At 37.8% G+C, this 25,619-nt stretch carries 19 protein-coding genes, 2 rRNA genes and 1 other annotated feature (1 of these 22 cut by a window edge); of the genes, 18 read left to right on the top strand and 3 right to left on the bottom strand.

Annotation, left to right across the window (positions count from 1 at the left end; all coding sequences use genetic code 11):
- The first annotated feature begins 531 nt into the window (after positions 1-531).
- The 16 genes from rpmH to fabF all read left to right on the top strand — a co-directional run bounded on the left by rpmH (position 532) and on the right by fabF (position 18,335).
- Positions 532-666 carry a 50S ribosomal protein L34 gene (gene rpmH / locus IGJ11_RS13190; protein WP_002293121.1) on the top strand — a complete coding sequence of 45 codons (135 nt, stop codon included), beginning with the start codon at positions 532-534 and terminating at the stop codon, positions 664-666.
- A gap of 117 nt (positions 667-783) precedes the next feature.
- Positions 784-1,140, top strand: coding sequence for a ribonuclease P protein component (gene rnpA, locus IGJ11_RS13185; RefSeq protein ID WP_010720505.1), 357 nt, complete (start codon positions 784-786; stop codon positions 1,138-1,140).
- On the top strand, positions 1,137-1,958 hold the full coding sequence (locus IGJ11_RS13180; protein ID WP_010720506.1) for a YidC/Oxa1 family membrane protein insertase: 822 nt from the start codon (positions 1,137-1,139) through the stop codon (positions 1,956-1,958). Before rnpA ends, IGJ11_RS13180 begins: the two co-directional genes overlap by 4 nt.
- 14 nt (positions 1,959-1,972) lie before the next feature.
- The gene (gene jag / locus IGJ11_RS13175; protein ID WP_063627680.1) at positions 1,973-2,740 is read left to right on the top strand and encodes an RNA-binding cell elongation regulator Jag/EloR; all 768 of its coding nucleotides are present in this window, start codon (positions 1,973-1,975) and stop codon (positions 2,738-2,740) included.
- Positions 2,741-2,973: 233 nt separating this feature from the next.
- Complete coding sequence (locus IGJ11_RS13170) at positions 2,974-4,452, top strand: hypothetical protein (protein ID WP_251849587.1); 1,479 nt, start codon at positions 2,974-2,976, stop codon at positions 4,450-4,452.
- Between the two features lie 607 nt (positions 4,453-5,059).
- Complete coding sequence (gene mnmE, locus IGJ11_RS13165; RefSeq protein ID WP_063627679.1) at positions 5,060-6,457, top strand: tRNA uridine-5-carboxymethylaminomethyl(34) synthesis GTPase MnmE; 1,398 nt, start codon at positions 5,060-5,062, stop codon at positions 6,455-6,457.
- Positions 6,458-6,472: 15 nt separating this feature from the next.
- Positions 6,473-8,371, top strand: coding sequence for a tRNA uridine-5-carboxymethylaminomethyl(34) synthesis enzyme MnmG (gene mnmG / locus IGJ11_RS13160; RefSeq protein WP_010720510.1), 1,899 nt, complete (start codon positions 6,473-6,475; stop codon positions 8,369-8,371).
- 568 nt (positions 8,372-8,939) lie between these two features.
- Positions 8,940-9,971, top strand: a complete 1,032-nt coding sequence (locus tag IGJ11_RS13155; protein ID WP_010736771.1) for an FUSC family protein — start codon at positions 8,940-8,942, stop codon at positions 9,969-9,971.
- A 341-nt stretch (positions 9,972-10,312) separates the two neighbouring features.
- On the top strand, positions 10,313-11,026 hold the full coding sequence (gene rsmG / locus IGJ11_RS13150) for a 16S rRNA (guanine(527)-N(7))-methyltransferase RsmG (protein WP_010720513.1): 714 nt from the start codon (positions 10,313-10,315) through the stop codon (positions 11,024-11,026).
- An 11-nt stretch (positions 11,027-11,037) separates the two neighbouring features.
- Positions 11,038-11,805 carry a ParA family protein gene (locus tag IGJ11_RS13145; protein ID WP_010736770.1) on the top strand — a complete coding sequence of 256 codons (768 nt, stop codon included), beginning with the start codon at positions 11,038-11,040 and terminating at the stop codon, positions 11,803-11,805.
- Positions 11,792-12,682, top strand: a complete 891-nt coding sequence (locus IGJ11_RS13140; RefSeq protein ID WP_010720515.1) for a ParB/RepB/Spo0J family partition protein — start codon at positions 11,792-11,794, stop codon at positions 12,680-12,682. The genes IGJ11_RS13145 and IGJ11_RS13140 overlap by 14 nt, the downstream gene beginning before the upstream one ends.
- Positions 12,683-12,801: 119 nt before the next feature.
- Positions 12,802-12,993 (top strand): DUF951 domain-containing protein, encoded by a 192-nt coding sequence (locus IGJ11_RS13135; RefSeq protein WP_010720516.1) that lies wholly within the window; start codon positions 12,802-12,804, stop codon positions 12,991-12,993.
- An 8-nt stretch (positions 12,994-13,001) separates the two neighbouring features.
- Positions 13,002-14,102, top strand: coding sequence for a redox-regulated ATPase YchF (ychF, locus tag IGJ11_RS13130; RefSeq protein ID WP_010720517.1), 1,101 nt, complete (start codon positions 13,002-13,004; stop codon positions 14,100-14,102).
- 86 nt (positions 14,103-14,188) lie between these two features.
- Positions 14,189-14,884: a DUF1129 domain-containing protein gene (locus tag IGJ11_RS13125; protein ID WP_010720518.1), complete on the top strand. Its 696-nt coding sequence runs from the start codon at positions 14,189-14,191 to the stop codon at positions 14,882-14,884.
- A gap of 320 nt (positions 14,885-15,204) precedes the next feature.
- Entirely contained in the window at positions 15,205-16,689 is a 1,485-nt protein-coding gene (gene guaB / locus IGJ11_RS13120; protein WP_010720519.1) for an IMP dehydrogenase, read from the top strand.
- A 416-nt stretch (positions 16,690-17,105) separates the two neighbouring features.
- On the top strand, positions 17,106-18,335 hold the full coding sequence (gene fabF, locus IGJ11_RS13115) for a beta-ketoacyl-ACP synthase II (RefSeq protein ID WP_094940640.1): 1,230 nt from the start codon (positions 17,106-17,108) through the stop codon (positions 18,333-18,335).
- Between the two features lie 229 nt (positions 18,336-18,564).
- Here fabF and serS read toward each other — a convergent pair whose 3' ends face one another.
- The 3 genes from serS to IGJ11_RS13100 form a co-directional block, all read right to left on the bottom strand.
- Positions 18,565-19,836, bottom strand: coding sequence for a serine--tRNA ligase (gene serS, locus IGJ11_RS13110; protein WP_207431753.1), 1,272 nt, complete (start codon positions 19,834-19,836; stop codon positions 18,565-18,567).
- A gap of 52 nt (positions 19,837-19,888) precedes the next feature.
- Positions 19,889-20,101 (bottom strand) — a binding site (T-box leader).
- A gap of 44 nt (positions 20,102-20,145) precedes the next feature.
- Positions 20,146-21,354 carry a sensor histidine kinase gene (locus IGJ11_RS13105; RefSeq protein WP_025480278.1) on the bottom strand — a complete coding sequence of 403 codons (1,209 nt, stop codon included), beginning with the start codon at positions 21,352-21,354 and terminating at the stop codon, positions 20,146-20,148.
- The gene (locus tag IGJ11_RS13100; protein WP_010736768.1) at positions 21,341-22,030 is read right to left on the bottom strand and encodes a response regulator transcription factor; all 690 of its coding nucleotides are present in this window, start codon (positions 22,028-22,030) and stop codon (positions 21,341-21,343) included. Before IGJ11_RS13100 ends, IGJ11_RS13105 begins: the two co-directional genes overlap by 14 nt.
- A 743-nt stretch (positions 22,031-22,773) precedes the next feature.
- Between IGJ11_RS13100 and IGJ11_RS13095 the strand changes: the two genes are divergently transcribed.
- Together IGJ11_RS13095 and IGJ11_RS13090 are read left to right on the top strand one after the other, a co-directional pair.
- Positions 22,774-24,333 (top strand): 16S ribosomal RNA (locus IGJ11_RS13095).
- Positions 24,334-24,565: 232 nt separating this feature from the next.
- Positions 24,566-25,619, top strand: a 23S ribosomal RNA gene (locus IGJ11_RS13090) (it continues 1,860 nt past the right edge of the window).
- The 16S and 23S rRNA genes sit together here, the layout of an rRNA operon.

Here is a 25,619-nt window from a genome sequence, read left to right as displayed (position 1 = left end):
ATAAGGCTTCCTCCTTCATTAAAAAGTGAATAACTAGTACTAATTTATCATTTTTTCATATAGTTTTCCACAGAAAGAGCAGAAAAAATTTTTTATTTGAGATTATCCACAAAATTAAGAGAGAAAAAAACAAAAAAATCACAACGAGGAAAAATACTTATCCACATCACTAATCAACAGGTGGATAAGTGTGTTTTAAAGACAGAAATCCCAGGTAGGTTGTGGATAAAAAATCTTTGTTTATCAAGGAGTTAAGCATTCAATTCACAGATAAATGACTGTTTGTGGATTACTTTTTTTACAGGTGTTTATTCTGTGTAAAAAACCCTAAAAAATAATTGTGGATAAATCTTGTGTATAACTTTTTCCACAAACGAATCACACGAAAAAAAACTAAACTGTGGAAAAATAGAATGCATAAATCCAGAAGTTTCCTTTCATTTTATATTGACAAATTACCTTGATTGTCGTTATACTATCAAAGTATGTCTGTGTTTTAACAGTAGATAAGAAATTTTGGAGGTGGAATACATGAAAAGAACATACCAACCAAATAAACGTAAACGTCAAAAAGTTCACGGATTCCGTAAACGTATGAGTACTAAAAATGGCCGTCGTGTTTTAGCAAGCCGTCGCCGTAAAGGAAGAAAAGTTCTTTCAGCTTAAGCCACTGGGGTTTCAGTGGTTTTTTTTATGCCCTTTTTTAGGGAAAAGCTGAAAGAATAAAGAGAAATATGTTATGATTATGGACGTAAGTGAAAGATAGAAAAGGAAAGAAAACGAATGAGAAAAGCGTATCGAGTCAAAAAAGAACGAGAGTTTCAAAACGTATTCCATACAGGAACGTCATTTGCTAATCGTAAATTTGTCGTTTACCGCTTAGAAAAAAAAGACCAGCCACATTTTCGTGTCGGGCTTTCAGTAGGTAAAAAAGTGGGCAATGCAGTATGTCGCAATGAGGTAAAACGTAAGATTCGTGCGGCGGTCTATTCTGTAAAAGAACAGATCGATCCGGAATTGGATTTTATCGTGATTGCAAGACCAAGTGTCAAGGGACTAACTTACGATGAGATTCGTTCCAATCTAGTCCATGTCTTAAAACTTGCAAAAATAATCGATAGAGAGGAAAAGAGTAAGTGAAGAAATACAAACGTTTACTTTTGATGGCAGGCATTATCAGTCTAGTCGTTGTCTTATCCGGTTGTGGAACTGGAGAAGTAAGTGCACAAAGCACAGGAATTTGGGATCGCTACATCGTTTATTATTTTGCAGAAGCGATCAAGGCATTGTCATTTGGAAATGCAGGGATTGGGATTATTTTATTCACTTTGATCATTCGTGTGATCTTGATGCCGTTGATGCATTTTCAAACCAAGAGTATGCGAAAAACCCAAGAACTTCAACCAAAATTAAAAGCACTACAACAAGAATATAGTTCAAAAGATCCTGAGACACAAAGTAAGTTACGTGAAGCGCAACAACGTTTATATGCGGAAAATAATGTGAACCCATATGCTGGTTGTTTACCGTTGTTAGTACAGATGCCGATTTTGATGGCGTTATGGCAATCGATTTCACGTGTGCCTGAATTAAAACAAGGAAACTTTTTATGGTTAAATCTAGGAACAGCAGATCCAACCTTTATTTTACCGATCCTTGCTGCGGTATTTACTTTTGCAAGTACGTATCTAAGTAGCATGAGTCAAATTGAATCAAATGCATCAATGAAGATCATGAATTTTGTGATGCCTGTGATGATCTTAGTTATGGGGGTCAACTTAGCAAGTGGTCTTTCATTATATTGGGTAATATCTAATGCTTTCCAAGTCGTTCAAACATTACTAATCAATAATCCATTTAAGATTAGAAAAGAGCGAGAAGAAGAAGCTCAACGTATTCGTGAAAAAGAACGTGCGTTGAAAAAAGCCATGAGTCCGAAGAAAAAACGTAAAAAATAAGGGAGGGAATGCTAATGCCGATTTATGAAGCTGCGACAATTGATGAAGCAATCCAACTTGGTTTAAACGATTTAGGATTGGATAAAGAGCAAGTTGAAATTGAGATACTAGATGAAGGTAAGAAAGGATTTCTTGGGATCGGGCGTAAGAATGCTCGTCTTAAGATTGAACCTTCAATTAGTGAAACTGTTTCAGAAGCAATTGAAGAAACGGTAGAAGAAGTTTTAGAAGAACCTTTAGAAAAAACGATAGAAGAAACTGAAACCATTGAAGTCTTCACAGAAGACCAACCAGAAGAAGTAGAAACCAGTGAATTAGGCGATGAAGCAGCTTTAACGGAATTAGCAGTCTATCTCACGGATATTACCAAGCAATTAGATGCGCCAGCTTTAGTAAAAATGACCCGCGAAGCAAATACCGTCGTTTTTCAATTAGATACACAAAAACAAGGGATTTTAATTGGCAAACACGGCAAAACATTAAATGCTTTACAGTATTTAGCACAAGTTTTCATTCACCGTGTTGCTAAAAATAAACTATCTGTAGTAGTAAACGTTGGTAATTATCGTGAAAAAAGACAAGAAATCATTCAACGCTTAGCAGATCGTACTGCCGAAAAAGCAATTAAATCCGGTCAACCAGTCTTCTTAGAACCAATGCCGGCATTTGAGAGAAAACAAATCCATGCGGCATTAAGCAAGAATGAATATGTGAAAACTCATTCTGAAGGAGACGAGCCTTATCGTTATCTAGTAGTAGAACCTGTAAAAAAACGATTATAAACACTAAAAGAGTTTGCTTCATTAACAAATGCTTGTTAATGAAATAATGCTTGATAAATAAGAGAAGTTTAAATCAATGAAGTAGCGAAAAAGTAAACTGATTACTTTTTCGCTACTTTATTTTTGTTGTGTTTTGCAAGAAATCTTTTTTTCTCTGTTTTCTAAAAAAAAGTTTCTTTCTCCAAAATAATCTATGTTACTGTGAATACGACTGGGGGAAAAGGAAGGGAAAAATGGAAGAGAAAAAAAGAAAAAAAATGATAAAAGATATCGAAAAAGCTCGTGAAAAATATGTAAAAAATGAACAAAAGTATATTGCAGAAATGTCGCATGTCTTTAATCAAAAATGGAATTGGACTTCCAATATGCTGGATAATGAGGCTGGAGTAAAATATGATAACCTTATAGAGTATATGTATTTGTATAAAAAGGTAGTTGAAAAAAATCCTGAACAGTTTACAGAAAATGGTAGAGAACGAAAGAACTTAATAAACTCTTTAAACGGTAGTATAGGATGTAGTTACGATAACAAATATTTTAAGCCATGCATGAAAGACTTGGTAAATAATGATCCGGATAGTTTTTTAGTTATACCAATCATGTATAAACGAAGAGCAGGCGATGTTCATAGTGTCAGCCTGCTTATTCAAAAAGAAGACAATAAAATTAAAGTGCGCGTTTGTAATAAAGGAGGTCAACTTGTACCTAATGAAGCGCCAAATGTTGATGGAAAAATTTCTCTTGAGCATTTAAATAAAATAGCGTCGTTTTATCAATGGGAAAACTGGAATGATTTTTCCGATAAAGAGAAATTAGACCTTTGGAAAGGCGTTAGTAAGGAGGATAAAGCAGAATTTGTAGAGAGTTTCGCAGCAGTAGAAAAATTGTGGGTAGATCTGGATACCAAACAATTAAAATCAATCTATGTATATGAGTTTGAAGAATCAAAAGAAAACATAGAAGCCATTTCAAAAGCTGTTCGTATAGGAAGATATGCTCCTACATGGCGAGATTTTTTAAGTTTGTCCCGAAAAGAAGGTGTGAGCTTTGGAAGCTTTTTTCAAGATAAATATAATTTGTTTTTTCATAAGACAACAGAATTTCCGTTAAAAGAGCTTCATCATCATGCATCAGAATGTAAGTTTGAAAATTATGTTGCAAGGTCACAAATGACAGGGGCATGTATCGTAAAAAATATAGGATTAGCATTCAAATATACACTAGGTTATAAAACTAAGGCAATTATTAAAGACAAAGAGTATGATCAATGTAAACAAATTGAGGGTATGGATGAAATGCTGCTAAAAGTTGCTAAAGATGAGGTCAAGAACCAGAGTTATAGTGATTTACTTGATCAGAATTACGCGTTTTTTCTTAAAAATAAAAAAGAATTGGTGCAAGAGACGCCAAGCATGAAAATAGTAAAAAAAGAATTGTTAATAGATGTTGTAAATGAAGCTGGAGAAAAAGTTGGAGACGTGCTTACAAACCAGTTTCTTATAAATCAGAAAGATGTTAAAAACGAGTTACATAATAGAAAAACGGGTGAAGAATACCTGAGAAAAGTTGCTGCTGTAAATAAAAATGAATCAAAATCTAGTCCTGAAGCTAAGAAAAGAATTAATACTATAAATAAAAAAGTTTCAAAAAAGAAAAAAACAGAAAGACCAAACTCTGGATTGGAAATATCAAGTTCTGGATTAGAAAGATAGAGGTAAACCCTCCTGAATAGGGATAAAATAAATGTCGTTTTATCCTATAGTTGAAAATTCATTTAATCATTCATAGAAGATCGGTTATATTGAGGAAAAAGCAAAATTTAAAGGTTGATATGCGTGGTTGTTTTTAGGAATCACATTGACAAACTTTTTTAAACAAAGTATATTTTATTAGAAATCATTCTTATCGGAGTATACGATGCTTAAGTAGTCTTACTTTGATAGAAAAAGCACATGGAGGTTAGCCTTCGTGTGTTTTTTTGTAGAACTGAGATGAGATAGCGATTTGTTTTGAATGGCTATTTTTTATGTTGAATAGTCGTGAAAAGGAACGCGACGATACAAAGGATGAAATAAAAAGAATGTACAATATCCTCAAATCAGAATGAATGTATAAATGAAAAAAATTTTTACGATATTGTAAAAAAGAAGAAGTTGTCAGAGTTCTCTATTTTCAATACTTGTGTCTTGTAACTAAATATGATAACCTATGTTCAGAATTTAATCATGGACAAGCAGTCAAAGTGCGAAGTTCACCATTTATTGTAAAGGGTGAAGTGGGCACTTTTTTTGTGCGTAAAATTAAAAAGGGAGTGAAAAAATGGCTGAAATTACTTTAGAATTTGATACGATTGCTGCAATTTCTACCCCACCAGGAGAAGGAGCGATCAGTATTGTTCGACTTAGTGGAGACCAAGCGGTAGCGTTAGCAGATAAAGTCTATCGTTGTGGCAAGAAAAGCTTATTGGAAGTACCTAGTCATACGATTCATTATGGGCATATTACTGATCCGAAGAATGAACAGATCATTGATGAAGTTATGGTTTCTGTTATGTTAGCACCTAAAACATTTACTCGTGAAGATGTCGTTGAAATCAATTGTCATGGTGGGATCGTAGTCGTAAATCAAATTTTACAACTGCTATTACGAGAAGGAGCAAGACTAGCTGAACCTGGAGAATTTACAAAAAGAGCTTTCTTAAATGGTCGTGTAGATCTTTCTCAAGCAGAAGCCGTGATGGATTTAATTCGGGCGAAAACGGACAAAGCAATGGGCTTAGCTTTAAATCAATTAGATGGCAATCTTTCTTCGTTGATTCGTTCATTAAGACAAGAGATCTTAGAAACATTAGCACAAGTAGAAGTCAATATCGATTATCCTGAATACGATGATGTGGAAGAATTGACTACACGATTATTGCTTGAAAAAGCGACGATGATCCAACAAAGGATCCAAGCTTTACTTGCTACATCGAAACAAGGAAAAGTCTTGCGTGAAGGATTAAGTACAGCTATCATCGGTCGTCCAAATGTCGGAAAATCAAGCTTGTTGAATCACTTATTGCGAGAAGAAAAAGCAATTGTAACAGATATTGCGGGAACGACACGAGATGTCATCGAAGAATACGTGAACGTTCGTGGTGTACCATTGAAATTAATTGATACAGCTGGAATCCGCGAAACAGAAGATCTCGTTGAACAGATCGGGGTAGAAAGAAGTCGAAAAGCATTATCTGAATCGGATTTGATTTTATTGGTTTTGAATCAAAGTGAGCCACTGACCAGAGAAGACGAGCAGCTTTTAGAAGCTACTAAGGGTTTGAAACGGATTGTACTTTTAAATAAAACAGATTTGCCGCAAAAGTTAGAAAAAGAAGAACTTGATCAATGGTTAGAAGATGAACCGGTGTTTGCCGTTTCTGTGGCTAAAAATGATGGTTTAGATCAATTAGAAACAGCTATCGCTGATTTATTCTTTGGTGGGCAAACCGGTGAAAGAGATGCTACGTATGTATCAAATACCAGACATATTGCTCTACTTGAAAAAGCATCAATTTCATTAGCAGAAGTAGTTGCTGGGATTGAAGCAGGTATGCCTGTAGATCTTGTTCAAATCGATATGACACGCTGTTGGGACTACTTAGGGGAAGTCGTTGGAGACAGTGTACAAGATGAATTAATCACTCAATTATTCAGTCAATTCTGTTTAGGAAAATAAAAGGAGGAAATGTACTTGAATCATTATCAAGCAGATACTTATGACGTCATCGTTGTAGGGGCAGGACATGCTGGTTCAGAAGCAGCGTTGGCTGCAGCCAGAATGGGCTCAAAAACGTTATTACTAACTATCAATCTAGACATGGTAGCGTTCATGCCATGTAACCCTTCAGTCGGAGGACCAGCAAAAGGTGTCGTAGTGAGAGAAATCGATGCTCTTGGTGGCGAAATGGGTAAAAATATCGATAAAACGTACATTCAAATGAGAATGTTAAACACAGGAAAAGGTCCTGCTGTGCGTGCTTTAAGAGCGCAAGCAGACAAGCATGCTTATTCCGCAGAAATGAAGCATACGATAGAAAAAGAACCTAATTTGACGTTGCGTCAAGGAATCGTCGAAGAATTAATCGTCGAAGAGGGTGTTTGTCGAGGTGTGGTGACATCAACTGGCGCTTGCTACCAAGCGAAAGCTGTCGTCATTACTGCTGGCACAGCTTTACGAGGTGAAATCATCATCGGAGAATTGAAGTATTCATCTGGACCCAACAATTCACAACCTTCTGTTGGATTAGCTAATAATCTAAAAGAATTAGGTTTTGCGATTGATCGTTTCAAAACAGGAACACCTCCTCGGGTTAAATCAAGTACGATTGATTATTCAGTGACTGAAGAGCAACCTGGCGATAAAGAACCAAATCATTTTAGTTTTAGCACGCCAGATAGTGCGTACAACTTAGAACAAGAATCTTGCTGGTTGACTTATACCGGTGAAACGACTCATAAAATCATACGTGATAACTTGCATCGTGCACCGATGTTTACTGGAATCGTTGAAGGTGTGGGCGCTCGCTATTGTCCATCGATTGAAGATAAGATCGTACGTTTTGCAGATAAACCAAGACATCAATTGTTTTTAGAACCAGAAGGCTTGCATACGGAAGAAGTATACGTTCAAGGATTATCGACTTCATTACCAGAAGATGTCCAAGTGGATATGCTACACTCTATCGCAGGACTGGAAAAAGTTGAAATGATGCGTACGGGATATGCGATCGAATATGACGTTGTCGAACCCCATCAATTACGTCCAACGCTCGAAACGAAAGTCATCGAAAACCTTTATACTGCAGGTCAAACGAATGGGACTAGTGGTTATGAAGAAGCAGCGGGCCAAGGGCTGATTGCTGGAATCAATGCAGCGCTCAAAGTCCAAGGAAAAGAGCCTTTGATCATCAAACGCAGTGACGGTTATATTGGTGTTATGATTGATGACCTAGTGACTAAAGGAACCAATGAACCTTATCGCTTGCTCACTTCACGTGCTGAATATCGTTTATTATTGCGTCATGACAATGCAGATCTACGTTTGACGGAGATGGGACACCAAGTAGGTTTAGTCAAAGAAGACCAATACCAAGCTTATCTGAAAAAGAAAGCTGCTGTTGAAGCAGAAATTAAACGTTTGATGACTGTCCGGATCAAACCGACAGAAGAAGTCCAAGCATTTTTGGCAACTATCAATGCTGCGCCATTAAAAGACGGGGTTTTAGCGAGTGACTTTTTGAAGCGACCTGAAATTAGCTACAGCGATTTAATGTTGTTTATTCCGGAAAATGAAGCATTGACAGCGAAAGAAATTGAACAAGTTGAAATTCAGATCAAGTACGAAGGATACATTAAAAAAGCACTTGAAAAAGTAGAAAAATTAAAACGAATGGAAGCCAAAAAAATACCAGAAAATATCGACTACGCAGCAATTAATGGATTGGCTACAGAAGCAAAACAAAAACTACAAAAAATCCAACCAGAAACCATTGCTCAAGCTAGCCGTATCAGTGGTGTAAACCCTGCTGATCTAAGTATTTTGATGGTCTACATCGAACAAGGGAAGATTGCGAAAGTGGAAAACCTCTGATTTACGGTTTTCCATAAGTAGCTCCATTGGAAAATTAGCCGAAGATTTCAAAAAATAGGAGGAACTATTTTTGGATTCTCCGGCTTATTTCTTAGAGCTAGATACTCCTGTTGGAATCTCTAGAAGATAGTTTTTTCGTCTTTTTAGCAACGATACCAGTAAAGAGAAATCTTAGCACCATCAATGGACAGGAAGTATTTTGCTTTTTGTCCATTTTTTGATGGCGTAAATCTCCTTTTTTCAGGACACAATTCAATTGGGTAGGTTGAGCTAGAATTGATGGGAAATTACCTCGTAATTCTCGAGTCCCTCCTATTTATAGATTGAGCCAAAAATTTGAGAAGCATCAAGTAGGTAACAATCAACAGCAGAAACTAGTGTTTGTGTTTTCTGTCAATTTCTGGAAATTCTTTCTTCTTTCTTGATGCTAAACACTTTTGTCTCAACCCCCACTTATTTTTTATGAAAAATAAAGAAATTGTTGTTATACTAAATGATGTTGATAGAAACGAGAGCGAAACATTGGAGCCTCAACATCTAAATAAAGATAGAAGAAAGGAGCGATTGGTTGTTCAAAACTTATTTTCGTTTTAATAAGATTCAAGATAACCCATTTCGTATCATGAACCTTATGCTATTGATTTTTATCGTACTATGGTTAGGATACATAAACCAGAATTTCTTGATTTCAAGTTTTTCTTCATTAGGGATTTTTACTTTTTTCTATTATCAAAATATACCCATGAAACATTTAATTAAGCGCATGTTTTTCATTGGCTGTGGACTTTTATTTGCTTTTGTATTAGGAATGTTATCAACCTATGTTTTATGGTTGGAACCTTTTGCTGTAGCTGTAGTGGCTTTTGCCAGCCGGTTTATTTTGCGGTTGTTCCATATTTCAAAACCAGGTGGCTTATTTTTTGCGATGCTTTCGGCGATGGGAACAAGTATGCAGTTACCGATTGATCATTTGCCAATGGTTTCTCTTTATTTTTTCATGGGGGTCATGTTTTCATTGATCGCTGCAGTTATCACCAAGTTACTTGATTCACGTCCAGAACAAGCCATTGAACAAATCTCTTTAAAAGAGAGATTCCAAGAAGAACCGTTAGTGATTATTGATTCTGTTTTCTACAGTGTTGCTTTATTTCTTTCCGTCTATATTAGTCACGGATTGCAGTTGCACAATCCTTACTGGTTAACTCTTTCTTGTGCTTCTATTCTTTTAGCTGAGAATTTGGATGCAATGAAACATCGGCAAGTACAATATTTGATTGGTTCCATGGGGGGCTTATGTGTGTCGGCTGTTTTATCCTTTGTACCATTTACTCAGTTACAAACGATTTTTCTGATCACTTTTCTTTACGGTATCTCACAATTTTTGGTTGCTAGAAATTATGCGGTTGCCAACATTTTTCTTAATCCGATGGCACTGATGTTATCGACACTAATTCGTGGGGCCTACTTGATATCCTTGATCGAATATCGCTTTTTGGGAATCGTGATCGGAAGTTTTATTGGTTTAGGTGCTGCATGGGTCATGACTGTTGGGTTACAGCACTATCTCAATGTTGTGCGGAGAAAATTAGAGACAAAATAATAAATAAAAGTATATACAATAAAAAAAACCAGTTCGTTTTTGAAGTGAGGATCAAAGACGAGCTGATTTTTTTAATCCATACATTTGATATGTGTTCATTTTTTGTTTAAATTTGAATAAAAAATCAACTAGCGTTAAAAATTAGAGATAACCTAGTTAAGGCATTTATTTTTTTTAATTACTTACATATAGAAGGATGTGTACTTCCTAGTGCTTCCTTTTTAATTTTTTAAAACCTCCTATAAATTTACCGGTAGAAAGATTGCAACTCGATTCATTTTGCGTTAAAGTAAAAAGAGATTTCGTGAAACAATTGCTGTTTCACAATGAAAGGATTAATTATGACACCAGAAGAATTTCGTCAAGCATTGGCAGATAAAGACATCCATTTATCTGATCAACAAATGAGTCAATTTGAACGTTACTATCAGTGGTTAGTTGAGTGGAACGAAAAAATGAATTTAACAGCCATCACGGAAAAAAATGACGTTTATTTGAAGCATTTCTATGATTCATTAACGTTAGCTTTTGAGGTGGACTTTTCTCAGCCTCTTTCACTTTGCGACGTAGGTTCAGGCGCAGGTTTTCCGAGTATCCCACTGAAAATTGCGTTTCCTAACTTACAGATCACGATCGTTGATTCACTGAATAAACGAATCAACTTCTTAACGGAATTAACAAAAGAACTTGGTATCACAGCGGCACTTCATCACGATCGTGCCGAGACATTTGGTCAAAATCCTCAATTCCGAGCTTCATTTGACTTAGTAACTGCTCGCGCTGTAGCAAGATTGAATGTTTTAGCAGAACTATGTTTGCCTCTAGTGAAACAAGAAGGATACTTTTATGCGCTGAAAGCTGCAAAAAGCGAAGAAGAACTAATAGAAGCCAAGCATGCGATCGCAATCTTAGGGGGAAAGTTTATCAAAGAAGATGCGATAGAATTACCGAAAATATCTGACAAGCGACATATTTTGGTAATCCAAAAGAAGAAAGTCACCCCGAAAAAATACCCAAGAAAACCTGGTATGCCAAATAAGCAACCAATCAAGTAGGAGGAGAAGAGATGGCACAAATAATATCTGTTGCAAACCAAAAAGGTGGCGTAGGTAAAACGACGACCACTGTTAACTTAGGTGCTTGCTTAGCTAGTCTTGGTAAAAGAGTCTTGTTAGTGGATATGGATGCACAAGGCAATGCCACAAGTGGTGTCGGTATTCGAAAACCAGATGTTACTCAAGATATTTATGATGTCTTAGTCAATGAGCTACCGATTGCCGAAGCAACTCTTGTTACCGAACATGAAAATTTGAGTATTGTGCCTGCCACTCTTCAATTAGCAGGAGCAGAAATCGAATTAACTTCAATGATGGCCAGAGAGTCTCGCTTGAAAGGTTCTTTAGCCGAAGTGAACGATCAATATGATTATATTCTGATTGATTGCCCACCTTCATTAGGTCATTTGACTATTAATTCATTTACAGCTAGCGATTCTATTCTGATCCCAGTGCAATGTGAATATTATGCATTAGAAGGATTGAGTCAATTACTCAATACAGTTCGTTTAGTTCAAAAGCATTTCAATCCAGAATTGGAGATTGAAGGCGTCTTACTTACAATGTATGATGCACGTACGAACTTAGGAAATGAAGTCGTGGAAGAAGTCCGAAAGTATTTCCGTGAGAAGGTCTATGAAACGATTATTCCAAGAAATATTCGTCTTTCAGAAGCACCAAGTCATGGAATGCCGATCATTGATTATGATCCACGTTCTAGAGGAGCTGAAGTTTACCAAGCATTGGCAAAGGAAGTGGTTAACCGTGAAGAAAAGTAAAGGATTAGGACGAGGGATCGATGCGTTATTTCAAGATTTAGAGAATTTAGAAACTGTGGATGTTGAAGATGAAACAGTTGTGCAATTACCACTAAACGAATTACGCCCTAACCCTTATCAACCACGTAAAACATTTGAAGAAGTCTCGCTTCAAGAATTGGCAAACTCCATTGAGCAATCAGGCGTGTTTCAACCGATTATCGTCCGTCGTTCGGCAGTAAAAGGATATGAAATCATTGCTGGTGAACGTCGTTTCCGAGCTTCTAAGTTAGCAGAAAAAGCGACCATCCCTGCAATTGTTCGTGACTTTGATGAAGAAGCAATGATGCAAGTCGCTGTTTTGGAAAACTTGCAACGTGAAGACTTGAATCCATTAGAAGAAGCTGAAGCCTATGATATGCTGATGAAAAATCTTAAACTTACGCAAGCAGAAGTGGCGAAACGCTTAGGTAAAAGTCGTCCATATATCGCAAACTATCTCCGTCTGTTAACGTTACCTGATTTAGTGAAGGAAATGGTCCAAGATCAACGATTATCGATGGGACAAGCTCGTACCTTATTAGGTCTAAAAAACAAAAGTTTGATTCTAAAATTAGCGAATCGAGCAGTTATGGAGAATCTAACGGTTCGTCAGTTGGAACAAATTGTTTCACAATTAAATCAAAACGATGGGAAAGAAAAAAAGAAAATCCCTCGACTAGCAAAAGAAAAGCCTTATTATATACGTGAAAGTGAAGACCGCTTGATGGATAAGTTTGGTACAAGTGTCGCTATCCAAGAAAAAGACGGTAAAGGAAAGATTGAAATTGAGTACCTTTCGCAAAATGATTTGACAAGAATCCTTGATATCCTTAATATTCAATTCGATGAAGAATAAGTAATAGAAAAGAAGCGTTCAATTCAGACCAATCAACCTTAATTTTTACGATCACTATATGAATATCAAAAAGACGTGGGAACCGTTCTTAAGAGAATTGACTAAAGGAGGGGACTTTTATGTACGACTTACATGATATTGTTGAAATGAAAAAACCTCATGCTTGTCAGACCAACCGTTGGGAAATCATCCGCATGGGAGCGGACATCAAAATCAAATGCGTCAATTGCGGGCACATCGTTATGATGACTCGTCGAGAATTTGAGAAAAAATTAAAAAAAGTACTTGAAAAAAATGCAGAGAAAGAGTGAATAAATCTATGGCATTAACTGCTGGAATTGTTGGATTACCCAATGTCGGTAAATCAACTTTATTTAACGCAATCACCAAAGCTGGAGCAGAAGCAGCGAACTATCCTTTTGCAACCATTGATCCGAATGTAGGAATGGTAGAAGTTCCCGATTGGCGTTTACAACGCTTAACTGAACTTGTTCATCCTAAAAAAACCGTGCCAACAACATTTGAATTTACGGATATTGCAGGAATCGTTAAAGGTGCAAGTAAAGGGGAAGGCTTGGGAAATCAATTTCTAAGTCATATCCGCCAAGTTGATGCGATTTGTCATGTGGTCCGTTGTTTCGATGATGACAACATCACACATGTTGAAGGACGAGTGGACCCATTAGCGGATATTGATACGATCAATCTAGAATTAGTATTGGCAGATCTGGAATCGATCACTAAACGCTATACTCGAGTAGCAAAAATCGCAAAAACGAAAGACAAAGATGCAGTTGCTGAATTAGCTGTTTTAGATAAAATCAAGCCAGTCCTGGAAGAAGGACGTTCAGCTCGCTCTATCGAATTTACGGACGAAGAACAAAAAATCGTTAAATCATTGTTTTTATTGACTACCAAACCAATCTTATATGTAGCAAACGTTGCAGAAGATGAAGTAGCAGATAGCGATACGAATCACTACGTTCAAGCTGTACGTAATTTTGCTGCCGAAGAAAATGCAGAAGTTATCGTAGTCAGCGCACGTGCAGAGGAAGAAATTGCTGAACTAGACGAAGAAGATAAAGCAGAATTCTTAGAAGCTTTAGGAATTGAAGAGTCTGGATTAGATCAATTAATTCGTGCAGCTTATGATTTGCTAGGATTAGCTACGTACTTTACAGCAGGAGAACAAGAAGTTCGGGCTTGGACATTTAAAAAAGGCATCAAAGCACCTCAAGCAGCTGGGATTATCCATTCAGACTTTGAGCGTGGATTTATCCGTGCGGAAACTGTTTCTTTTGAAGATCTAGATCATTATGGAAATATGCATGCTGCCAAAGAAGCTGGCCGTGTTCGTCTAGAAGGTAAAGACTATGTAGTCCAAGATGGCGACGTTATGTTATTCCGTTTTAATGTATAAAAGGGCTATCAAACGATACGTATAGTATGTTAGAATGTCTTTTGTGACAACCGTTAAAGTAGCGGCTAAGGAGGACTATTTAGATCATGGAATCAGAACAATTACGTGAAATTGTAAAAGAAAACAATCAATTAGAAGAAAAATTAACTAAAAGAAACCAACAATATATTTTTGACTTAAAAAAATCTTTAGAAGCAGCTAATCTATCCGAAGAGGAAAAGGTAAAAGCACTTCATGACATCCTTCCAACCTTAGTGTCTGAACAAAAAGGTGGAAAAACAGCCAGACAATTATTTGGAACTGTCTCTGAAAGAACTGAAGCAATTATCAACAAACCAGTTGAAGCAAAGGTAAATTCTAAACCATTATTGATGTGGCTAGACAATACATTCCTGTTATTAGGTTTGTTGAGTATCATGATTGCTATTACCGGATTGTTTTCACGTGGAACAACGCCAGCTTATGGAATCACAACTTTGGTCTTTGGATCAGCTGTTGGTGGTTGGGTATTTTACCTGATGTATAAATACATTTATCAATATGAGTATCCGGGAGCAGATCGTAGTAAAAAACCAGGTATGGGTAAAACATTGTTGATCTTAACTGGAACTACATTGGTCTGGGTGGTTGCCTTTTCCGCTACCACACTTCTTCCTCCAGTACTGAATCCGTTGTTAGATCCAGTAGTTATCATCATTATTGGGGCTGCTGCACTAGCTTTGCGTTATTACATGAAGAAAAAATATGGAATCGTTGGAAGTTTATCTGTACCTAGAAGATAATTCGTTAAAGTACGATTCGATGTATATCAATGATGAGAGATCATTATTTGAAACAGTTGTTTGTTTTGAATAGTGGTCTCTCATTTTTTATGGAGAAATGGTTAAAACAGATAGAACAAAAATTTGAGAAACTTGGTAAATTTAATCAGTAGCTTCTCTTAAAAGAGTTTCTCGTTATCAACCATATATAACTTGTAATGGAAACGCTTAGAATAAGGATATTCTTAGAAACAGTGCGGATTATGGGAAGACGGTTGACTTAATAGAAAAAATCGATTATTTTAATAGATAAACTAAAAACTAGAGGAGTGGTACTAAAAATGTCCAACTGGGAAACAAAGTTCACGAAAAAAGGGTTTACTTTCGATGATGTCTTACTGATACCAGCAGAAAGTCACGTGTTACCAAACGAAGTGGATATGAGTGTACAATTAGCAAAAAATATTAAGTTGAATATCCCGATCATCAGTGCAAGTATGGACACTGTAACTGATAGTAAGATGGCTATTGCGATGGCTAGACAAGGTGGATTAGGTGTTATTCATAAAAATATGACAATTAGTCAACAAGCAGACGAAGTGCGCAAAGTCAAACGTTCTGAAAGTGGTGTGATCATTGATCCATTTTTCTTAACACCGCAACATCTTGTAGCAGATGCAGAAGAATTGATGAGCAAATATCGAATTAGCGGTGTACCAATCGTTGAGACTTTAGAAAACAGAAAACTTGTTGGTATTATTACGAACCGTGACATGCGCTTTGTAACTGATTATCATATGGAAATCAATGATGTGATGACCAAAGAAAACTTAGTAACAGCCCCAGTCGGTACTTCTCTAAAAGACGCAGAAAAAATATTGCAAAAACATAAAATTGAAAAATTACCAATCGTTGACAACGATGGTTGTTTAAGCGGATTGATCACAATCAAAGATATTGAAAAAGTGATTGAATTTCCCAATGCTGCCAAAGATGAACATGGACGTCTACTTGTAGCTGCTGCTGTTGGTGTAACAAGTGATACATTTGAGCGTGCAGGTGCCTTGTTGGAAGCAGGAGCAGATGCGATCGTTATTGATACAGCACATGGTCATAGTGCTGGAGTGATTCGTAAAATCCAAGAAATTCGTTCTACCTTTAAAGATGCTACTTTGATTGCCGGTAACGTAGCGACAGCGGAAGCAACAAAAGCATTATATGATGCTGGTGTGGATGTCGTAAAAGTCGGTATCGGACCAGGATCAATTTGTACAACACGTGTGGTTGCCGGTGTAGGTGTACCACAATTAACAGCGATTTATGATGCTGCTTCTGTCGCACGACAATATGGCAAAGCAATTATTGCTGATGGCGGAATCAAATATTCAGGTGATATCGTCAAAGCATTAGCTGCTGGAGGACATGCCGTCATGTTAGGTAGTATGTTGGCCGGTACAGATGAATCTCCAGGTGAATTTGAGATTTTCCAAGGACGACGTTTTAAAACTTATCGTGGTATGGGTTCATTGGGCGCAATGGAAAAAGGTTCAAAAGATCGTTATTTCCAAGGTAGCGTCAATGAAGCGAATAAATTAGTACCAGAAGGAATCGAAGGACGTGTGGCCTACAAAGGAAGCGTTGCGGATATTATCTTCCAAATGATCGGTGGATTAAAATCTGGTATGGGTTATGTTGGGGCAGGCAACTTGAAACAATTGCGTGACGAAGCACAATTCATCCAAATGAGTGGCAATGGGCTGAAAGAATCCCATCCACATGATGTCCAAATCACAAAAGAAGCACCTAACTATTCAGTAGAATCTTAATCAATTAAGGGAAAAAGACTCAACATATTCCGCTTTAGGAGTCAAGTGAATATTCGAAATAAGTAGAATACTTAGAGCATTGTTTTTAAAGTAAAAAAGTCGTCAATCTTAAAATTTGTTTTTCTAAATTTTAAGATTGATGACTTTTTTTCGTCTGACTATGTTGTTTTTGCTCAATATCCAAATAAGAGTGACCACTAAGCCGCTGTTGTATAAATTTAAACCACTGTGAAGTTGAGCGGTTAAGGAGCTAATAAGCATTTTTTACGATAAATTTATTAAAAAAATTATGTTTTAATAACAAATTTTTGTTTTTTTTAGTTAAATTACTATATAGTTAAGATTTTTTAATATGTTAGAATATATCTGAGTTATATTTATATTTTGTTATTTTATGATAGTAAGGAGTTTATAAGATGATAAAAAGAGTAGTTATAACTGGAAGGGGAACTATCTCTTCTTCTGGAAAAAATGCAGAAGAGTTATGGACAAATGTGAGTAATGGTATTTCTGGGATAAAAAAGATAGAAGCAGAGGAATTTAGTAATTTAGAAACAAGGATTGGTGGAGTTATTTCTGATTATGCGATTGACCAGTATCTTAATCAAAAAGAGATCAAGAGGACAGATCGTTTCACTCATTTTTCAGTAATCAGTTCTATGCAAGCGCTATCTGAAGCGAGTTTTGATCATAAGGATTTTGATTTGGAAAAATGTGGCGTTATGATTGGTACAGGAATAGGTGGTATTCACTCTTTAATTGAAAATCAAAACATTATGGAAAAGAAAGGAAGTAATCGTGTTTCTCCTTTAGTAGTTCCTAAGTCAATAGGCAATATAGCGGGAGGTTTCGTATCAATTAAGACTGGATTTAAAGATGTGACTTTGTGTCCTATTTCAGCTTGTGCTTCGGGAAATCAAGCGATAGGAGAAGCATTTCTTAGAATTAAATATGGGCTAAGTGAAGCAATACTTGCAGGTGGAGCAGAAGCTTCGATTGTACCTATTGCTTTTGCTGGGTACAACCAAATGCAAGCTTTATCTACGAGGAATGAGCAACCGAATTTAGCTTCGAAACCTTTTGACAAAAATAGGGATGGCTTTGTCATGTCAGAAGGAGCTGGGATCGTTTTTTTAGAAGAATTCGAACATGCAAGATCACGCGGAGCGAAAATTTTAGGTGAAATTATCGGATACGGGATGACTTCAGATGCTTATCATATGACTACACCTCATTCAGAAGGAGCCAGTCGTGCCATCCAAAAAGCACTTGAAATGGGGAAAATTAGTGCAAATGAAATTGATTATATAAATGCGCATGCAACAGGTACTAAAGTTGGAGATATTAGTGAAAGTCGAGCAATCAAAAAGGTTTTTGGAAAGCATGCTGAACAATTATTGATTAGCTCTACAAAGTCCTCAACAGGACATCTATTAGGTGCAGCAGGAGGCATTGAAGCAGTGATTAGCTTGAAAGCGATGGAGTATAATATTTTACCACCAACTATTAACCTGACAGAACCTGATGAAGATTGTGATTTGAATTATATTCCCAATAATAAAATTCATCATCAAGCAAATATTATTCTTTCAAATGGTTTTGGCTTTGGTGGGCATAATACCTCTATAATTATAAGAAAATTATAAAAAAGCCGGTAAATTACAGAACTTCTGAACAAGAAGAGAGTGGGGTAATAGTCCTTTTTAAAAAGAAAATAAACATATTAAGATTAGTGAGCCTGGGACAAAACTTGTCTCAGGCTCTTCTAGTATCTCTAAAAACGAATAAACGGCGTTCAAGAAGCAACTCCTCAACAATAAGCGAGGAGCTGACCGCTTATTTCATGACATCTTTATATAAATAAGACAAGGTGGTCTACTTTATCACTTTTAAATTTCCCATGTAAGGAACTAATACTTCTGGAACAGTCACTGATCCATCTTCATTTTGGTAGTTTTCAAGGATCGCTGCGACAGTTCGGCCGACTGCAAGTCCTGAACCATTCAGTGTATGAGCATAGTGGATTTTTCCGTCTTCATCACGGTAACGGATCATTGCGCGTCTTGCTTGGAAATCTTCACAGTTTGAACATGAGCTGATTTCACGATATGTTTCTTGTGCAGGGATCCATACTTCTAAGTCATATGTTTTGGCAGCAGAGAAGCCCATATCTCCAGTAGATAATGCTACTACACGGTAAGGTAAATGTAATTTTTGTAGAATATCTTCAGCATCGGCTGTCATTTTTTCTAGCTCATCATAAGAATGTTCTGCATCAGAGAATTTGACCATTTCTACTTTATTAAATTGGTGTAAACGAATCAATCCTCGGGTATCACGGCCGGCACTCCCTGCTTCCGAACGAAATGCGGGACTAAGAGCAGTGAAATAAATCGGTAAATCTTGCGCATCTAAGATCTCATCGTTGTAATAGTTTGTTAATGGAACTTCCGCTGTTGGGATCAATGTCAAATCTGTATCTTCTAATTGGAAAACATCTTCTTTAAACTTAGGAAATTGCCCAGTTCCGAACATAGCCCGACTATTTACGATATAAGGAGTAATCATTTCTGTATAGTCATGTTCATAGATGTGTTGATCTAGCATAAAGTTATAAACGGCACGTTCTAAGCGAGCGCCTAATCCTTTATAGTAAACAAAACGACTTCCAGAAACTTTTGCCCCTCTTTCAAAGTCTAAGATACCTAAGTTTTCAGCGATTTCCCAATGTGGTTTCGGTTCAAATGAAAAATTACGAGGCGTGTTCCAACGACGAACTTCCACGTTGTCCTCTTCGTCTTTTCCAACAGGTACAGAATCATCTGGTAAATTTGGTAAGGTAGTCGCAATTTGATGTAACTTTTCATCTACTTGCGCTACTTCTTCATCAAGGGCTTTAATGTTGCCTCCAACTTCTTTCATTTCATTGATTTTAGCTGTTGCATCTTCTTTGTTCCGTTTTAATTGTGCAATTTCTGCTGAAACATCATTACGATATTTTTTTAATTCTTCCGTTTTAACAAGTAATTTTCGACGACTTTCATCTAATTCCATAAATTCAGCTAAGGTTTCTTTTTTGACCCCACGAGTCATTAATTTTTCTTGGACATAATCAAAATTTTGACGCATCATTTTTACATCTAACATTGCAATTCCTCCTTAAATATAATAAAAAAAAGACCAATCCATCCCTCAATTATCTTGGGACGAATCGGTCTAACATTCGCGGTACCACCCGAGTTCAACATATAAATATGCTGCTCTTGTTAACAGATAACGGCTGTTTTACCGACCTTTCTTATTTCGAAAGGTACACATCAAAGAACTGGAACTTCCAACTTATTTTTTGCTGATTTACACCATCCATCAGCTCTCTTGAAAAAAATAAAATGTACTGGGTTCTGTGCTATATAGATATGATATATAGAAATGATTGTAATAAGAATATCGGATATTTTAATTTTCGTCAATATGTTCCTGACTTTTGATTGGTAATTTTTCATTTCTTTTTATTGGAAGATGCATGATGAATGAAGTCCAGTGTTTATCAGATTTAGCATAAATATAACCACCATGTAAAGCAACGATACTTTGAGCAATGGCTAAACCTAAACCTGTCCCACCGGTTTCTTGTGAACGAGACTCTTCTACTCGGTAAAAGCGGTCAAAAAGATTATCAATTGATTCTCGAGGAATCATAGCTCCATTGTTTTTTACTGTCGCAACGACTTCTGAGCCAACTTTTTCGACTTCAATGACAATTTTTGTAGCGCCTTTGCCGTATTTTAAAGCATTCGTCAGTAAATTATTAAAGACACGAACTAGTTTTTCGGTGTCCCCATCCATAGTTAATGATGGAACCTGTGATGATACAAGGATTTGGATATGCTTTTTTGATGCTTCTAATTCAAAATCAGCAGCTAGTTGTTCAATTAGCTGGATCAGATCAAAAGCCGAAAAATTGACCGGAACAGCTGGTTGTCTGACTTTAGTATACTCAAAAAGATCATCCACTAGTAATTTCATTTGTTTTGCTTTGATATAAGCTGTATGGGTATACTTCAAAAGATCCTCTTTTGTTTGATACTGGCCATCTTCGATTAATCCTAAGTAACCAATAATAGAGGTTAAAGGGGTACGGATATCGTGACTCACATTAGTAATCAATTCATCTTTTGATTTTTCAATTTTCCGTTCATCTTCGATCGCAGCTACTGTACTATCGACTAAACCATTAATGCTTGTTACTACACGACTAAGATCACCTGTTAATTCAAAAGGGATCCGATGGTCATAATTACCATTAGCGATATAGTGAAGCTCGCTAATGATATGACGTAGTTGCATTTGTCGGTAGCGACGGATCAACCGCCAGTATAATACGCCGATATCTAAAAGAAAGAAAAGGGGAATCAGAAAATTTCGGCCGTTCCAAAATAAATCACTATTCAATCGTTGAGCAAAAATATTTTTTGAATCCCAAATCGCATTAGTCAATGAAGGGGAACTACTAATTATTGAAGTAAGGACAACCAAAATCGCAACATTTAATAGTAGAAGGAGAATCACGGTGATAATACCTTCTGCTAATAACTCACTGATTTCCTTAGAAGTTAGATTGATTCGCCGCCGTTTTTCTGTTCCTCTTTTTTTATCTTGCATCAATTTTATAGCCCACTCCCCAAACGGTTTGAATGACTTTTTCTCCACCAGTTGCTTCTTCGATCTTATCTCTCAAATGACTAACATGGACCATAACAGTTTTTGCGGAAACAATACTTTCTTGTTTCCATACACGCTCAAAGATTTCATCTGCACTGAACACACGATTAGGATGACTTGCTAATAAGTATAGAATCCCAAATTCTAATGCTGTAAGCTGAATCTCTTTCCCATCAATTGTTTTTACTTCATGGGAATCTTTGTTAATAATCAAAGAGTTTACTTCTAATATATCCGGTTGATCCGGTGTGATTTGCATTTTTGTTCGACGAAGCAAAGATTTTACGCGTGCCATAACTTCTAAAGGATTAAATGGTTTTGTAACATAATCATCAGCACCAGCAACAAGCCCTTTAATTTTATCCATATCGGTTGTTTTTGCTGTCAACATGATAATCGGTATTTGCGATTCCTTTCGTAATTCTTTAACGACCTGCATGCCATCCATTTCAGGCATCATAATATCCAAAATCAATAACTCAATATCAGGTATCGTTCGAATCTTTGATAATGCTTCTTTCCCATCATAAGCCTTAACAGCTTCATATCCTTCATTGTGAACATAAATACTTAGTAATTCAACAATTTCTTTATCATCATCAGCAATTAATATTTTCATAGATTGTTCCTCCAGAGTTAGAATGATACTATTTACTATTCATTCTAGCAAAAAAATGTCTAAATAGATAAAAGCAACACTTTGTTAAGGAAAATTTTAGAAGGTAAGAGCTAAGTGAAGTGGCTCATTAATAGAAAACTGAACAATCACAGTGCCGAGAAGGCTATCATTAATGAAAAGCAGGTTAAAAGCGAACGTTTTTCACTTATAGGATTAGAACGATCGATTACGCTAAAAATGTTGATAAAACAGCTTTTTTCTTATTGACTTTTATTTTTGCTGTTGGTATATTATTATTTGTTCGAAAGAGCAAAGATCGCTAGTGAAAATAGTTAAAATAAACTGTTGACAGAGGGATCACACCATGATAAGATAACTGAGTCGTAAAAAAACGACAGCTTACGAAGCTTGATTCTATCGAAAAAAACTTCAAAAAAGTTGTTGACAAATAACAAACGACGAGTTATGATAAATGAGTTGCTGAAACACTTCTAAAAAACGAAGTCAAAAAAACTTTTAAAAAAAGAGTTGACAAACAAACGTCGCTCTGATATGATATAAAAGTTGCTACGGCAATCTCAATTGATTAGCTTTTAATCAAGTAGACCTTTGAAAACTGAACAAAGCAAAGACAAACCAAATGTGTAGGGCGTCTTGATTGATTCAAGACAACAAACATTTTTAACAAGCAAGCAATATGCTAGCAAACAATTGAGCTTAACAATCGCAAGATTGTTCGAACTTTTTATGAGAGTTTGATCCTGGCTCAGGACGAACGCTGGCGGCGTGCCTAATACATGCAAGTCGAACGCTTCTTTTTCCACCGGAGCTTGCTCCACCGGAAAAAGAGGAGTGGCGAACGGGTGAGTAACACGTGGGTAACCTACCCATCAGAAGGGGATAACACTTGGAAACAGGTGCTAATACCGTATAACAATCGAAACCGCATGGTTTTGATTTGAAAGGCGCTTTCGGGTGTCGCTGATGGATGGACCCGCGGTGCATTAGCTAGTTGGTGAGGTAACGGCTCACCAAGGCGACGATGCATAGCCGACCTGAGAGGGTGATCGGCCACATTGGGACTGAGACACGGCCCAAACTCCTACGGGAGGCAGCAGTAGGGAATCTTCGGCAATGGACGAAAGTCTGACCGAGCAACGCCGCGTGAGTGAAGAAGGTTTTCGGATCGTAAAACTCTGTTGTTAGAGAAGAACAAGGATGAGAGTAACTGTTCATCCCTTGACGGTATCTAACCAGAAAGCCACGGCTAACTACGTGCCAGCAGCCGCGGTAATACGTAGGTGGCAAGCGTTGTCCGGATTTATTGGGCGTAAAGCGAGCGCAGGCGGTTTCTTAAGTCTGATGTGAAAGCCCCCGGCTCAACCGGGGAGGGTCATTGGAAACTGGGAGACTTGAGTGCAGAAGAGGAGAGTGGAATTCCATGTGTAGCGGTGAAATGCGTAGATATATGGAGGAACACCAGTGGCGAAGGCGGCTCTCTGGTCTGTAACTGACGCTGAGGCTCGAAAGCGTGGGGAGCAAACAGGATTAGATACCCTGGTAGTCCACGCCGTAAACGATGAGTGCTAAGTGTTGGAGGGTTTCCGCCCTTCAGTGCTGCAGCTAACGCATTAAGCACTCCGCCTGGGGAGTACGACCGCAAGGTTGAAACTCAAAGGAATTGACGGGGGCCCGCACAAGCGGTGGAGCATGTGGTTTAATTCGAAGCAACGCGAAGAACCTTACCAGGTCTTGACATCCTTTGACCACTCTAGAGATAGAGCTTCCCCTTCGGGGGCAAAGTGACAGGTGGTGCATGGTTGTCGTCAGCTCGTGTCGTGAGATGTTGGGTTAAGTCCCGCAACGAGCGCAACCCTTATTGTTAGTTGCCATCATTTAGTTGGGCACTCTAGCAAGACTGCCGGTGACAAACCGGAGGAAGGTGGGGATGACGTCAAATCATCATGCCCCTTATGACCTGGGCTACACACGTGCTACAATGGGAAGTACAACGAGTCGCAAAGTCGCGAGGCTAAGCTAATCTCTTAAAGCTTCTCTCAGTTCGGATTGTAGGCTGCAACTCGCCTACATGAAGCCGGAATCGCTAGTAATCGCGGATCAGCACGCCGCGGTGAATACGTTCCCGGGCCTTGTACACACCGCCCGTCACACCACGAGAGTTTGTAACACCCGAAGTCGGTGAGGTAACCTTTTGGAGCCAGCCGCCTAAGGTGGGATAGATGATTGGGGTGAAGTCGTAACAAGGTAGCCGTATCGGAAGGTGCGGCTGGATCACCTCCTTTCTAAGGAATATTACGGAGACTACACTGTTTGTTTTTCACTTTGTTCAGTTTTGAGAGGTTTACTCTCAAAGATATATTTTTGTTCATTGAAAACTGGATATTTGAAGTAAATTAGTAATACAAACCGAGAACACCGCGTTGAATGAGTTTTTTAATAAGTTCAATTGCTTATTTTCTTGATCGGACTTCTATCGCTAGAAGAAAGATCAAAACCCAACCGCAAGGTTGATAAGGTTAAGTGAATAAGGGCGCACGGTGGATGCCTTGGCACTAGGAGCCGATGAAGGACGGGACTAACACCGATATGCTTTGGGGAGCTGTACGTAAGCTATGATCCAGAGATTTCCGAATGGGGGAACCCAGCATCTTTTATAGGATGTTACGTTTGCGTGAATACATAGCGCATTCGAGGTAGACGCAGAGAACTGAAACATCTAAGTACCTGCAGGAAGAGAAAGAAAATTCGATTCCCTGAGTAGCGGCGAGCGAAACGGGAAAAGCCCAAACCAATGAGCTTGCTCATTGGGGTTGTAGGACTCCAATATGGTAGTTCTTTCAGATAGTCGAATGACTTGGAAAAGTCAGTCAAAGAGGGTAAAAACCCCGTAGATGAAATTTGGAAGGCACCTAGGAGGATCCTGAGTACGGCGGAACACGAGGAATTCCGTCGGAATCCGGGAGGACCATCTCCCAAGGCTAAATACTCCCTAGTGACCGATAGTGAACCAGTACCGTGAGGGAAAGGTGAAAAGCACCCCGGAAGGGGAGTGAAATAGAACCTGAAACCGTGTGCCTACAACAAGTCAAAGCCCGTTAATGGGTGATGGCGTGCCTTTTGTAGAATGAACCGGCGAGTTACGATTGCATGCGAGGTTAAGTTGAAGAGACGGAGCCGCAGCGAAAGCGAGTCTGAATAGGGCGTTTGAGTATGTAGTCGTAGACCCGAAACCATGTGATCTACCCATGTCCAGGTTGAAGGTGCGGTAAAACGCACTGGAGGACCGAACCCACGTACGTTGAAAAGTGCGGGGATGAGGTGTGGGTAGCGGAGAAATTCCAAACGAACTTGGAGATAGCTGGTTCTCTCCGAAATAGCTTTAGGGCTAGCCTCGGAATTGAGAATGATGGAGGTAGAGCACTGTTTGGACTAGGGGCCCATCTCGGGTTACCGAATTCAGATAAACTCCGAATGCCATTCATTCATATCCGGGAGTCAGACTGTGAGTGATAAGATCCATAGTCGAAAGGGAAACAGCCCAGACCACCAGCTAAGGTCCCAAAATATA

The organism is Enterococcus sp. DIV0691 (assembly GCF_051711145.1).
Taxonomy (GTDB): Bacteria; Bacillota; Bacilli; order Lactobacillales; family Enterococcaceae; genus Enterococcus_B; species Enterococcus_B hirae.
The sequence above is the reverse complement of the archived record's forward strand: the minus strand, read 5'-3'. Positions and strand labels throughout refer to the sequence as shown.

Bases quoted from the DNA above. Each gene is read 5' to 3' on its own strand.
- guaB (WP_010720519.1), top strand. From the start codon at position 15,205: ATGTCCAACTGGGAAACAAAGTTCACGAAAAAAGGGTTTACTTTCGAT.
- IGJ11_RS13135 (WP_010720516.1), top strand. From the start codon at position 12,802: ATGTACGACTTACATGATATTGTTGAAATGAAAAAACCTCATGCTTGT.
- IGJ11_RS13100 (WP_010736768.1), bottom strand. From the start codon at position 22,030: ATGAAAATATTAATTGCTGATGATGATAAAGAAATTGTTGAATTACTA.
- jag (WP_063627680.1), top strand. From the start codon at position 1,973: ATGCCGATTTATGAAGCTGCGACAATTGATGAAGCAATCCAACTTGGT.
- IGJ11_RS13170 (WP_251849587.1), top strand. From the start codon at position 2,974: ATGGAAGAGAAAAAAAGAAAAAAAATGATAAAAGATATCGAAAAAGCT.
- rnpA (WP_010720505.1), top strand. From the start codon at position 784: ATGAGAAAAGCGTATCGAGTCAAAAAAGAACGAGAGTTTCAAAACGTA.
- fabF (WP_094940640.1), top strand. From the start codon at position 17,106: ATGATAAAAAGAGTAGTTATAACTGGAAGGGGAACTATCTCTTCTTCT.
- IGJ11_RS13145 (WP_010736770.1), top strand. From the start codon at position 11,038: ATGGCACAAATAATATCTGTTGCAAACCAAAAAGGTGGCGTAGGTAAA.
- mnmE (WP_063627679.1), top strand. From the start codon at position 5,060: ATGGCTGAAATTACTTTAGAATTTGATACGATTGCTGCAATTTCTACC.
- serS (WP_207431753.1), bottom strand. From the start codon at position 19,836: ATGTTAGATGTAAAAATGATGCGTCAAAATTTTGATTATGTCCAAGAA.
- ychF (WP_010720517.1), top strand. From the start codon at position 13,002: ATGGCATTAACTGCTGGAATTGTTGGATTACCCAATGTCGGTAAATCA.
- rsmG (WP_010720513.1), top strand. From the start codon at position 10,313: ATGACACCAGAAGAATTTCGTCAAGCATTGGCAGATAAAGACATCCAT.
- IGJ11_RS13125 (WP_010720518.1), top strand. From the start codon at position 14,189: ATGGAATCAGAACAATTACGTGAAATTGTAAAAGAAAACAATCAATTA.
- rpmH (WP_002293121.1), top strand. From the start codon at position 532: ATGAAAAGAACATACCAACCAAATAAACGTAAACGTCAAAAAGTTCAC.